This is a genomic window from Pirellulales bacterium (assembly GCA_036499395.1).
Lineage (GTDB): Bacteria > Planctomycetota > Planctomycetia > Pirellulales > JACPPG01 > JACPPG01.
In genome coordinates this window covers 21,149-33,575 of record DASYDW010000063.1, presented here as the reverse complement: position 1 = coordinate 33,575, position 12,427 = coordinate 21,149, and the positions used below count along the sequence as shown (strand labels likewise).

Here is a 12,427-nt window from a genome sequence, read left to right as displayed (position 1 = left end):
GCTATAGAATTAGGCGGATGGTTTCCGCGAATAGCTTCTCGCCGGCCCCTCGATAGCAACTAGTCTGGTAAACGACCATCCGTAAGTGACGCCGTCCGTCGTAAGTGCGGAGACGTTTCTGGCACTTTGAAGAGGAACACCGCGACAGCTAGTACGGCGATCCCGCTCAAGAACAGGAATCCGGCATCGAAACCGAGGCGGTCGACGACTATCCCTGCCAGGAACTGACTGGCCGCCGCTCCCAAGCCGATTGCGGTCGCCATCAGGCCTTGAGCGAAGTTGAACCGGCCCGTGCCACGAGTCAGGTCAGCCACCATGAGGACGGCGACCACACCGAAGATGCCTGCACCAATGCCGTCGAGCACTTGAATAGCAATCAAACAGCTTGGCGAATCGGTTAGCGTGTAGAGCAGACCACGAATCGGCAGGATAAGAAAACCGACCAGAAATACTTTGCGACGACCTAGGATGGCAAAGTGGCTGGCCAAGAATGCGATGGGCACCATCACAATCTGGGCAACGATAATGCATATTGCCATCATCGATTGTGCGGCGTTTTGATTGGAGTGTCCTACTTTCTGACCCACCAGCGGCAGCATGGCTGCGTTGGCGAAATGGAACAGGACTACGGCGAGAACAAACCATTGGATTCGCTGGTCGGTGGCGACGCTTCGCCAGGGAAGGATAGACGGACTGCCGCCGCCATCATCTGCTCCACGGGCCAATTCATGGTCGATCTGTGAGTTGTCGATGAAATGCGCGCTCACCGCGCTGGCGATCGCCATCGCTGCCACGCTGCAAAAGATACCGATGGTTCCCCACAGGTAGTTGGTCGCAATGGCCAGGAATGCCGCTGTCACATTGCCTGCGTGAAAACAAGCTTCGTTGCGACCTATGCGAGCGGCCAGGCGATTGCGACCGACCAGCCCCAAGCTGATTGCTGCCAGTGCAGGTGGAAACACAGTCACCATCACGCCGGTCAAGGCTTGCAGGCCGTAAACGATTGAAGGTGTCGTCGAGAAATAGAGCCCCACCGTGGCAGCAGCCACGATGCAACACGCCATGGCAATCGCCATAGTTTTGTGACGCGTGCGATCGATCCAGCTACCGGTAAAAGTTTGCATGGCGACCGTGCCAACCAAAAGCATCGCCATCGCCAGCCCGGCTTGAGAGGCACTCCAGCCCCGGCGGCTGGTTAAGTCGATCACCAGGAATGGCCCTAAGCCGTCGGCAACATCTGCAAGAAAAAATGCGGTTGCGTCAAGCGCCCGTTCGCTGCCTCTGGATTTTGCTTGTGCTGCGGGATTGATGGCGTCGCCGAAAGGCTCTTTCTCCCCAGCCATGGCTGGGTCATCCGAATGTTGGTGGGCATTTTGAGTCTTAAGAGACATGCTGGTTCTCAGCTTCGAAAAACAAAATACACCGCGCCGCACAGACAGAATCCTGCGTAAAGGAAGTTCCAGTTCAGCGGCTTGTGCATATAGAAGATGGCAAAGGGCACGAAAACTGATAGCGTGACAATCTCCTGCAGAATTTTCAGTTGACCGAGGTTGATTTGATGAGCGTCGCCGAAACGATTGGCCGGCACCTGCACGAGGTACTCGAAAAACGCAATCAACCAGCTCACCAGTACCGCGACGTACCACGGGCGATGGGCGAGATCCTTAAGGTGGCCGTACCAGGCAAACGTCATGAACACGTTTGACAGGCACAGCATCCCCACTACCGCGAGTATGACTTTCAGATTCATGGGGTTGATCTCGTCTCCACACATTCTTAGTTCCGGGAGGAAAGCAAAACGCGACGTTTGCGAGCTAGGTTCCCTGCGCGCAACACGTCGCATCATGAGACAATAGTTCTCGGCGCTAGTCCGCGCGTCGCAGATCGACGATCTCTCGCTGGATGCGGTCGAGCTGTTGCTGCAAGTCGCGCAGCCGCTCGTCCCGGTTTGCCCTCGGTCCGCGCGGTGGTGCGGGCTCATCATCATTGGCGGCTGTTTGATCGGTATCCAGATTCGTTAGGGACTGAACTTCGAAGTGCGAATCGCCCCTGGGAGTGGTTTCATCCCTGCCGACAGCCCGTACTTCGGCCCCGACTGCTGCCACCGTCCGAAAACGTCCTTCAAGGTGAGGTGGCCAATGCAGCGTCGTGCCGTCCTTCAGCAGCGCACCGTCAACCTCACCCTTGGGTGCCGTAGTCACTTCCTTAATGCGACCGACCTTGGTACTGGTATCGCCACGACGCGGTTTCGCATCCGGCCGTGCCCCTCGGCGCGGTCCATCAATCTCGACTCGTTCATTCGTCTTGGTGTTGATAACGCGCTCGGCCTCAAATCGTCGATCGCCTTCAGGACCGTTTTCCCAACGGCCCTCAGATTCAAGCCGATCACCGACCTTGAGGATCGCTGCGATCCGTTCGCCGACGTGCGGAGGCCAATGGATGTAGCTCCCGTCTGTCAACATCGCGCCATCGGTCTCTCCCTTTGGCGCTGTCGTGAAGCTCTTGATTTCTCCGCGAACTGAGGTGTTGGACGTCTGGCCCCAGGCGATGGTGCCGAACAGGCCAAACGCAGCGGATAGAAGAGCTAACTTCCAGTTCCATAACATGATGAGTCTCCTTCTTGAAAAATGTAGCGCCTGCACCGTCGCCGGCACCAAGTTGATCTGACGCTCTGCGACAATAGCGAACGCAATGCCAAAGCATGCGAAGGCGAGTTCGCGGCATGTGTTCACCTTGCGAACGACACGGTCGGCACACGTCGAAAAGTACATCAAGTACGGCACTTGTTGGCCTTGCACTTTGAGTTCGCGGCAAGTTGACAAATACGCTGGGGCAACCAGCCGAGAGGAACGACGTGCGTTCCAAATCGCGATGTGGGCAGAAACCCCCCGCTTCCGTGAGCAGATCTCTGCCCACTTTCAGTCGTGCGGGACCATTAATCGGCTCGTCGTTGGCGTGGTATGGTATTTGTTGTTCGCTTCCGGGGTATGCATCTAGTCTTGGCCGCCGATGCCGGAACTTTTGTGAGTCACTTCTCGATACGACGATTCTGGACTGTACGCACGCAAGCTGTGCTGCTGGCAACAGTGGTGGCGGCATCGCTCGCTCTCTTGGCGTTCGATGCGTTCGTGACGCGCAGCAGCCCTCAGCGAGAAAGAGAAGTACAAGCGCAATTGCAGGAAGCCAGTCATCGAATGGCGGAAGAGGCAGCACGCTTGGGAAGCCCGCAGCTGCAAAGCGCCGAATCCATCGACGACTACAATCGACGCTTGGGCGAGTTGACGACGCAAGTCCTGCGGAACTTTCCCGACATCGAAGGAGGATTTTACGTCGACGATCAGGTCGACCGCTTTTTGGGCTATGCATTTCCCACGCATCATCACCCGGGGCGAGAGCCCAACAAGAGTGACCCGCCGCCGCTGGAGGCGCCCTACATTCGCTTGCAAGCACGAGAGAGCTTGATGAGTGCACCAGGCGACACTCGCCTGTCGGTTCGCGACGTGGAAGCTAGCCGAGTCATGATTGTGACAGAGCCAGTCGGCGCCGAACGTCCCGCACGACTGGCAACATGGCTGATGTACCGCCTCGTCGACCCGCGGCAACTCGGCAATCAAGTGCGTCGCTATCAGGCATCCACGGCAATGGCGATTGGCGGATTGATACTGGCGGCGGCACTCTTGATCAGTTTGGGCCGAACTGTGCGAACGCAACGCGAGCAGGAAGCAAGGTTAAAAGAAGATCTCCGCCGGTCGGAGCACCTTGCCGCACTGGGTAAGCTCCTGGCAGGTGTTGCCCACGAGTTGCGTAATCCGCTGGCGGCCATTCGATCGACCGTCCAGTTATGGGAGCGGCTTCCCGACGAGACGCGCACTCCTCAATCCTTACATGCCGTGGTGGGTGCCGTGGACCAGTTAAATCAGACCATCTCGCAGTTGCTTCATTTTTCTCGCGCCGACCACTCGGACCGGAAACCGGTCGAGATTCACAACCTATTGCATGAAACTGCAGAGCTGCTTGCGGCCCAGGCTGTCGAACAGCAGGTCACAATCGACTGGCGACTTGCTTCCGGCGAAATAATTGTCAACGGATCGCCTACCGGCCTGCGGCAGGTGTTCGTCAACTTGCTCCAAAACGCGTTGCAAGCGATGCCTAACGGTGGCCGCGTTCTGGTGAGCAGTGCCCGACAAGCTGACGGCAAGCACTACGTTATCGAATTTCAGGACAGTGGGGAGGGGATTTCGGCCGAGAGTCGACGCCATTTGTTCGAACCCTTCTTTACAACCAGACCCATGGGCACGGGGCTCGGCTTGGCGCTGTGCAGAGAAATCATTATTCAAAACGGCGGAAGTGTCGAATACGTGGCTTCCCCCGAGCCGGGAACCACGTTTCGCGTAACGCTTCCTCTTCGATCAGGCCAGAAATGACGAATCAGCGCGCGTCGAAAACCACCATACTTGTTGCGGATGACGATACGACCATCCGCACAAACCTAGCAGTCCTACTCCGTTCCGAAGGCTATCAAGTGCTCGAGGCGAGCGATGGCCGGCAGGCGTCCGAAGTTCTATCGACGGGCAAAATCACCTTAGCGCTATTGGACCTCAAGATGCCGGGACACACCGGTTTGGAGTTGTTGCGCGATTTCGAGGATCAACTGGAAGACATCCCGGTGATCGTGATTACCGCCTTCGGTGGCAGCCAAGCAGCCATTGAAGCCATGAAGCTCGGCGCCTTCGACTATATCACCAAGCCGTTCGATCTGGACGAGGTTCTGTTCACGGTGCGCCGAGCTCTCAAGCAGCAGGCATTGCTCGACCAGCTGCGTTCGCTTGAAGAGCGGCCACGTGTTACCGAACCTGAGTCCGATGAAGAATTCATCGGCCGCACGCCAGCGATGCTGCAAGTGTTCAAAACCATCGGACGCACTGCAACGACATCGGAAGCAGTACTGATCCTGGGCGAAAGCGGCACGGGCAAGGAATTAGTCGCCAGCGCTATCCATAAAAACTCGCTTCGTGCAGCAAAGCCCTTTGTCAAAGTAAATTGCGCGGCACTTAGTCCAACTCTGCTGGAGAGCGAACTTTTCGGCCATGAACGGGGAGCGTTCACCGGTGCGGTCGCGCAGCGTATCGGCCGATTCGAGCAGGCCCATCAAGGGACGTTGTTTCTGGACGAGATTGGTGATCTCGATATCGACCTGCAGGCCAAGCTTTTACGGGTATTGCAAACTGGCCAATTTGAACGCGTCGGGGGCAACGATGTAATTTCAGTCGACGTGCGGGTGATCTCCGCGACCCACCAAGACCTTTCCGATATGATTGCGGCAGGCAGCTTTCGCGAGGACCTGTTGTATCGGCTTAATGTCGTCTGCGTTTCCCTTCCTCCGCTTCGCGATCGTCCTGACGATATCCCCCTGCTCGCCGAGCATTTTGTTCGCCATCTGGCCCGCAAGTACCACTGGCCCCAGCTCGCCCTCTCGCAGGAGGCTTGTAGCAAGCTTTGCGAAGCCACTTGGGAAGGGAACGTTCGGGAATTACAAAACGTCTTGTCGCGAGCGGCCGCGCTGACCAGAGGTCGGGTCATATTGGCGGACGATATTCCTACCGTAACGAAGAAGTCACAATCGATCGCCTCGGAAGGAGGTCAAGTAGCCAACGAATCCCTGTCCTTGCGGCAGATCCTGGCTGAGACAGAACGCCGTGTCATTGAACAAGCGTTGGACCAATGCGAATGGAACCGCACGAAGGCAGCCAAAACGTTGGGAATCAGTCGACGTCAACTCTTTGACAAAATCCGCCAATATGAGCTTGAACACAACGATGCCAATTCGGAGGGCGCTTGATCGCATTTGGCCCTAGCTTTGAGCCCCTCGCGTGCCTCACCTCAACCCACGAGTCTCGGTCGATAAGTCATATACCTGTGACCGCCGGACGTAAACAACCGTTTTGCGATAAAGTTCCGCTATTCTAACGCATCGAGCAATGCGTCCTTGAGACTCTTACTTTCCCACTCTGCTCGAACGTCATTGGTGCTCATGAGCGCGTGACCGAAGCCATCATTGCGCTGTGGAATTACCAGCAAACCACCTGACCAAACCCGAAATCAACGCCCTCTACTTCGCGACGCATCATCAGCTTTGGTCTTTTGATGCGATGGCGTCATTTCGAAAATGCTCCTTTGCAGCGGGCGAAGTGGTAGTGCAGCGTCCAATCTGTAGCGAGAGCGATCGCTTTTGAGCCCCGTTAGTCGTAGATTTTGGATTTCGACTTGCACGAATGCATTTCCCAGACCGCTGAGGAGGGACGTCCATCGAGATAGGTCTCAACCAAATGGTAGTTGGTAACAACGAAGCAGGGATTGTGGGATAGAATAGCCGCTAGGGTCTCATGTAAAGCTTCTGTCGTCGCACACAGCGGCATTTGCCCAACACCTCAAACAATTCCGGTGCGCGAATGGCGAAGAACAAACATGTTGGGTCGGCCACCCGGGCAAACGGCAAGGCCAAAGTCACCAAGCCCACCAAATTGGCCAGACGTTCGAAGTCGGCGAGCGAGCGTGCACCGACGAGAATGGCCAAGCCAAAACGGTCACTCGGAGCAGGTATTCGTCCGGCAGCAACACTCAAAAATCGTGTCGATCAAGCGGCGGAGAAACGTGAACCTCGCCCCACGGCTGCAGAAGCTGATGCGGTACGATTCGCGATCTCCGTACCAGGATTGTTAGATTCCGTGCGAGAAGAGGCGTTTATTGAGCTAGGCCGAGTTGTGCAGCGGACGCTTGAAAAGCATGGCGTTCATCTCGGGGAATCGGAAGCAGCGAATGTCGCTTGGTGGATAGTTGGCCATCCGGATGACGTGCCCGATGCGTAGCCGCATGCGGTAGCGACATTTCAATCAGCAGAACGAGAAGTGCGATGCCAACTCAGAAGGACAACGAAACGGGCATCGCCAAGCTGCTCAGCGACTTTGCCCGTCAAAAAGAAGAGTACGAACTCACCAAGGTCAAATGCGGCTTCGTGGGCCGCAGTGGAGTAGGCAAGTCGTCCCTCATCAACGCCATCACTGGCGAAAAACTCGCTGCTGTTGGCTTTGCAAAGGAAACGACTGTTGAGCCTCACGAATATTTTCATCGTGGTCTGGTCTTGGTCGATCTTCCTGGATGTGGCAAGGAGCGCTTTCCGACCAAGGATTACATCAAAAAACTCAATCTGAGCGACCATGACCTATTCATCTTCGTCACCGAGTTGCGATTCTTTCAGGACGACAAGATCGTATACTCCCAAATCAGAAATGAACTGAAGAAGCCGTGTTTTCTCGTGCGGAATAAGTTCGATCTTGTACTGGCTGACGCCGCGTACGACGGACATAATCTGACCGAAGCGGAGAGCAAAGCGGCCATCGAGAACAACATCAGGGAGAACCTGGCACCTTTGGACGTACAGAAGGTGTACATGGTGTCTGCTCGGCATCCGGCGCACTTCGACTTGCCGACTTTGTTGAAAGATATTCAAGACTCGTTCGATGGAATGAAGAGATTGCGGCTGGAAAACGATCTCGCCGCCTGGAGCAAAGAGGCACTGCTGAGGAAGCGTGAGAATGCCATGCGCTTCACGGCCTGGTATGCAGGCATGGCGGCGCTCAATGGCCTCAATCCTGTAGTCGGCCTTGATGTAACCGTCGATCTCGGAATTCTTCGCAGGCTCTCGCGCGAGGTCGCTGAGATTTATAGTTTGACCAAGGAGCAAGAAGAGTATTGGAAAACTCTGCTGAAAGGACCGGATGGGCGTGCCGTATTACAAAAGACGGTCGCATTAACTCTGAAGTATGGTACCGAGTCGGCCATCGTCGGCATCTTGAAGACTATCGGCAAACACGAAGTGCCGAAAACGTTTGCAAAATTCATCCCGTTCGCCGGCCAGGCCCTCGCCGTCGCGGCTGGGGCGGGTCTAACCTACACCTTCGGCAAGAAACTCGTGGACGAGTACCACGAGATGGCCGAAGAAATCCTCGCGGATTTGAACTCTTGATTTGTCGCGAGCGTCTATCCGGAAATAAAAGAGCGCCATTCTGATTGGCCTCTCATCGTTTCGGATCTCGCCGCAGCTATCTGCCTTTTACCGGACGTATCGTTGGCCCCAGACAATTTGCCAACCACTCCGCAGAGATTGTATGGCCACTTCCTACTTCAACTCTGACGGATTGCGACCAACGGCCCGAGCGACCAGCCAACGTCGGCCATCAGATCGTCGTCCACGGCCCACATCCGTAGCTTGACGATTATTGGCTGGATGTTTTTGTTGTGCTACCTGCCGGCAGAGTGGTTGCGGTTTCCATCGCGGCCTCGGCGATGATTTCGGCCGCGACAAACCCTTCCTTTTGCTTCTCCACAATCGTGGGCGAGGCCAGCCGCAACAAAGCCATTGAGCGAGCGAGTATTTCGTACCGTGTTCCGCCCTTTGTATCCGACAGTCTTCCGGGAAACTGAGCAGTGTCCATCATCGGTTCCCAGAACGCGTCAGCGACCGGTGTCGGGAGCGTGAACAAGATGCTCTCATGATGCGCGTTCAAGAGTAAGAGCACGGTATCGCCTTCGATCGGCACTCCCTGTTCGTCGACTTCGTCGATCAATTTGCCATCCAGTCGTAAACCAATGCATTTCACAAAGTCGGCGTTCCACACTTCATCGGTTACCGGTTTGCCGTCAGTGCCGATCCAACCAACGTCCGAAACGACCCCTTCTTGGCCACGAATGGATCTCCCTTGAAAGTACTTTTGACGACGAAACACAGGCTGAGTCTTGCGGATCGCTACTAGGCCTCGTACAAAGTCGAGTTGTTGCTTTTGCTCGTCGTCCAATTCCCATTGCAACCAGGAGATTTCTGAATCCTGGCAGTAGCAATTGTTATTGCCATTCTGTGTCTTTCCGAGTTCATCGCCTGCCAAAAGCATCGGAACGCCTTGACTGAGAAACAGCGTGGCCAGCAAATTTCTCTTCTGCTGCTCGCGGAGCTGATTGATCGCGACATCCTCCGTCGGACCCTCCGCGCCGCAGTTCCAGCTTTCGTTGTCGTTCGCCCCGTCACGATTGTCTTCGCCGTTGGCTTCATTGTGCTTCTCGTTGTAGCTCACGAGATCATGAAGATTGAAACCGTCGTGGCAGGTGACAAAGTTGATACTCGCGTAGGGTCTGCGGCTGCTCCATTCGTATAAATCAGCCGAGCCGCAGATGCGCGTGGCGAACTCCGACAGCGTTTTACTATCCCCTTTCCAAAAACGGCGGACATTATCGCGATAGCGACCGTTCCATTCGGACCATTGAGAGGGGAAGTTTCCGACCTGATAGCCGCCGGAGCCCAGATCCCACGGTTCGGCGATTAACTTGACTTGAGACAGCACGGGGTCTTGATGCAGGATGTCAAAAAATGCCCCGAGCTTGTCCACCTCGAACAGCTCCCGGGCCAGGGCACTCGCGAGATCAAACCGAAACCCGTCCACATGCATCTCGGTAACCCAGTACCGAAGACTGTCCATAATTAACTGCAGAACCCGCGGCGCTCGCATGTTGAAGCCATTTCCACAGCCGGTGAAATCCATGTAGTAACGCGGATCCTCCGGCGAGACGCGATAATAGGATGCATTGTCGATTCCACGGAACGACAGAGTGGGGCCCATTTGATTCCCCTCCGCCGTATGGTTGTAGACGACATCGAGCAAAACCTCGATGCCCGCCGCATGCAGACCGCGGACCATCGTCTTGAATTCTTTGACGGCGTCTTCTGCGGTTTTCGCCAATGCATAATGCTGGTCAGGCGCCATGAAAGCCAGCGTGTTATAGCCCCAATAATTGCAAAGACCTTTGTCGACCAGATGGCGATCATCAATGCGCTGATAGACCGGGAGTAGTTCAACGGCTGTAACTCCCAAGCTTTTCAGATGATCAAGGGCGGCCGGTGAGGTAAGTCCGGCATAAGTGCCGCGTAACTCCTCCGGCACCCCCGGATGTAGCTGGGTAAACCCCTTTACATGCACCTCATAAATAATCGTCTCATGCCACGGCCGTTGAGGAGGGCGATCATCGCCCCAGGTAAAGGCCGGATCGATCACGACCGCCAATGGTGCCGCATGCGCGTTGTCACGATCGTCAAACGACAAGTCCTCTTGAGGGTCGCCGATCTTGTACCCCCACATCTCATCGCACCAGCGCACGTCGCGTCCGATGCCCTTTGCGTAAGGATCCAACACAATCTTGTGCGGATTGAAGCGATGCCCATGCTCGGGTTCATACGGACCGTGGACACGATATCCGTAGAGTTGGCCAGGACGAATGTCGGGTAGATAACAATGCCAGACCAGGTCTCGACGCTCTACGACGGGGATGCGCTCAAACTCCTGGGAGTCTTCGGCCGAATGAAATAGGCACAACTCTATTTTGGTGGCGCATTCTGAGAAGAGTGCAAAGTTGACGCCGTTTCCGTCCCACGTCGCACCAAGGGGGTAAGGTCGTCCCGGCCACACTCGCATAGTTGTCCTCAACAAATGGATTGCCAAATAATGACCGTTGTCGCGGGCAGATTATCCTTCTACGTGCGTCTGCAGGTTTAATTCTTTCACGATCAACAACTTGCCCGTTTTTTTTGATGAGGGGTTTGCGGTCGTTCCAGCGTCAACAACTTTCGAGGCGCCCTCGTAGGTGCAAACGACAGAGCACTCGCCGGCAGAAACTAGGTACTAAGACGCTGCAGGATTCTACTCTGCACTTTGGTGCATTCCGGAGCAGGGTAAGCGAAGTTTCTTTTCGGCCTCCTTACAACCGCACTGCGCGCAAAAAGCAGTAGTACTCCTTCGTTCCGACTACGAATTCCTGCCTCATCGTAATGCAGACCGGGCCAGCATCATTCCTATCAGACGTGCGAAACGGCATCTTGCGCAAGTCGTCTCTGTTTAGGCGCGACGGTGTCGAATCGTGCCGATCTTTCGGAGTTATCCACTGCCTGAATGCCGCTCGCTACGTTTTTAAAGCCGAGCCCGAAGAGGTAACGGCTTTCGCCATTCGCAGTAAAGATCGCCGCTTTAAGGAAGTGCCCGAGGCGGTGTGAGCTGCGTTGCGCTTCCCGAAGGATCGGTTGGCGACATTTTTGTGCGGATTTGGCGAGACAAAGGTCTCTGAATACCAAATCATTGGGACCGAAGGGATTCTGAAGATGGATCCGGCTTTTACTTGGAACGGTGATATTGAGCAAACGGTGTCACAGAAGGAGAAATCCAAAACCACGACTTTTAAACATCGCTACCAGATCGCTGCGGAAATCATCTATTCATCTGACTGCATTCGAAAAAACAAGAAACCAGAGCCATCTGGTCAGGAAGGCTTACTGGATGTGCGCATCATCGACGCATCTGCTGTTCCTTTTGCAGCGGTCGCAGACGAAGGACGGCATGGCTCTTCATCTCAAAGTCAACGAGCCACTCGCAGCATTGCACAAGGCAAGCCCACGCCTGATCAATATTGAGGACCTGAGCAAAGCAGAGATCGTGCGCCTCCACGATCGTTTCGAGAAGCTCCAATCGCAAGATACATCATCGCACTCGATCGATGAAATCGGACTCGCGGAAGAGCAGAGCAGCGACAAAGGTCGGCGGTAGGAAAACGAATCTAGACGGTCCCCCATGCTGCCGGCGCTTGCCACGATTCAGCGGTCGCGAGGCACTAACCTTGAGCGACTGTCGGCCACTTCAGACGATTGCAGGATGACTGCGCCGGGCTCCTCCAAAAAGCCGCTAGCATCTCGCTGAGCAATGCAGCGAGACAAGGCCGCGGCAACGTGCGCTTCGTGAATGGGTTTCACCAAGTACATGGAAACGTGCTTTTGCTCAGCAATGCGCACCAAATCCGGGTCGCAAAACGCGGAAACTAAAATGATCGGAAGCTGCCTGTGACGGCAGATCTCGGCCGCAGCGTCGAGTCCGCTTATATCCGCCATCCGGTTATCCGTGATCACGACGTCGGGGTTGGTGACTGCGCACTGCTCGACGAGCGACCAGCCGCTGTCGACCTCAGCCACGATGGTATGCCCCAGCTTTTGCAGGATTTGCCGGAGAATTGCTCGGCTAGAGCGGTCATCATCGGCGATCGCGATTTGCAAGCTGACGTCCATAAAACGGCTCAATTTCGAAGTTCCTCGGAATGGCACAAGGATCGCGTAGCAAATGTGGTACCGGATAAAGGACGCCCCAGACACGTCATTTGACCGGAGCGAGGTGTAAGTCGTTCTGCGCGTTCAGCGTCCACCCTGGCAGTCGGTCATACAACGAATTATTGGCGAGCTTCGCGAAGCGCGAGTGCGGATTTCGATCACAAACGGCTGCCCGGGCGGAAGCCTATATACTACTGCAGCGTGCCGAGCGTGTTCGCGTCTGCAAATAGACACATG

Annotated in this window: 10 protein-coding genes; 5 read left to right on the top strand and 5 right to left on the bottom strand. The window is 55.4% G+C overall.

Features of this window, described 5'->3' with window-relative positions; genetic code table 11:
• Positions 1-59 precede the first annotated feature (59 nt).
• The 3 genes from VGN12_09480 to VGN12_09470 form a co-directional block, all read right to left on the bottom strand.
• Positions 60-1,343 (bottom strand): MFS transporter, encoded by a 1,284-nt coding sequence (locus VGN12_09480; protein HEY4309667.1) that lies wholly within the window; start codon positions 1,341-1,343, stop codon positions 60-62.
• A gap of 56 nt (positions 1,344-1,399) precedes the next feature.
• Positions 1,400-1,750: a DMT family protein gene (locus tag VGN12_09475; GenBank protein ID HEY4309666.1), complete on the bottom strand. Its 351-nt coding sequence runs from the start codon at positions 1,748-1,750 to the stop codon at positions 1,400-1,402.
• A 115-nt stretch (positions 1,751-1,865) separates the two neighbouring features.
• Positions 1,866-2,654 carry a hypothetical protein gene (locus tag VGN12_09470; GenBank protein HEY4309665.1) on the bottom strand — a complete coding sequence of 263 codons (789 nt, stop codon included), beginning with the start codon at positions 2,652-2,654 and terminating at the stop codon, positions 1,866-1,868.
• A gap of 369 nt (positions 2,655-3,023) precedes the next feature.
• Between VGN12_09470 and VGN12_09465 the strand changes: the two genes are divergently transcribed.
• From VGN12_09465 to VGN12_09450, 4 genes are all read left to right on the top strand, one after another.
• Positions 3,024-4,424, top strand: coding sequence for an ATP-binding protein (locus tag VGN12_09465; GenBank protein HEY4309664.1), 1,401 nt, complete (start codon positions 3,024-3,026; stop codon positions 4,422-4,424).
• Positions 4,421-5,839 carry a sigma-54 dependent transcriptional regulator gene (locus VGN12_09460; GenBank protein ID HEY4309663.1) on the top strand — a complete coding sequence of 473 codons (1,419 nt, stop codon included), beginning with the start codon at positions 4,421-4,423 and terminating at the stop codon, positions 5,837-5,839. Before VGN12_09465 ends, VGN12_09460 begins: the two co-directional genes overlap by 4 nt.
• A gap of 610 nt (positions 5,840-6,449) precedes the next feature.
• A complete protein-coding gene (locus tag VGN12_09455) occupies positions 6,450-6,866 on the top strand; it encodes a hypothetical protein (GenBank protein ID HEY4309662.1) in 417 nt (138 codons plus the stop codon).
• 44 nt (positions 6,867-6,910) lie between these two features.
• Entirely contained in the window at positions 6,911-8,023 is a 1,113-nt protein-coding gene (locus VGN12_09450) for a GTPase (GenBank protein HEY4309661.1), read from the top strand.
• A gap of 250 nt (positions 8,024-8,273) precedes the next feature.
• Here VGN12_09450 and glgX read toward each other — a convergent pair whose 3' ends face one another.
• A complete protein-coding gene (gene glgX, locus VGN12_09445; protein ID HEY4309660.1) occupies positions 8,274-10,517 on the bottom strand; it encodes a glycogen debranching protein GlgX in 2,244 nt (747 codons plus the stop codon).
• Positions 10,518-11,119: 602 nt separating this feature from the next.
• Between glgX and VGN12_09440 the strand changes: the two genes are divergently transcribed.
• Entirely contained in the window at positions 11,120-11,506 is a 387-nt protein-coding gene (locus VGN12_09440; GenBank protein HEY4309659.1) for a hypothetical protein, read from the top strand.
• A gap of 180 nt (positions 11,507-11,686) precedes the next feature.
• On the opposite strand, the gene VGN12_09435 is transcribed toward VGN12_09440, so the two are convergent.
• A complete protein-coding gene (locus tag VGN12_09435) occupies positions 11,687-12,163 on the bottom strand; it encodes a response regulator (GenBank protein HEY4309658.1) in 477 nt (158 codons plus the stop codon).
• Positions 12,164-12,427: the final 264 nt, after the last annotated feature.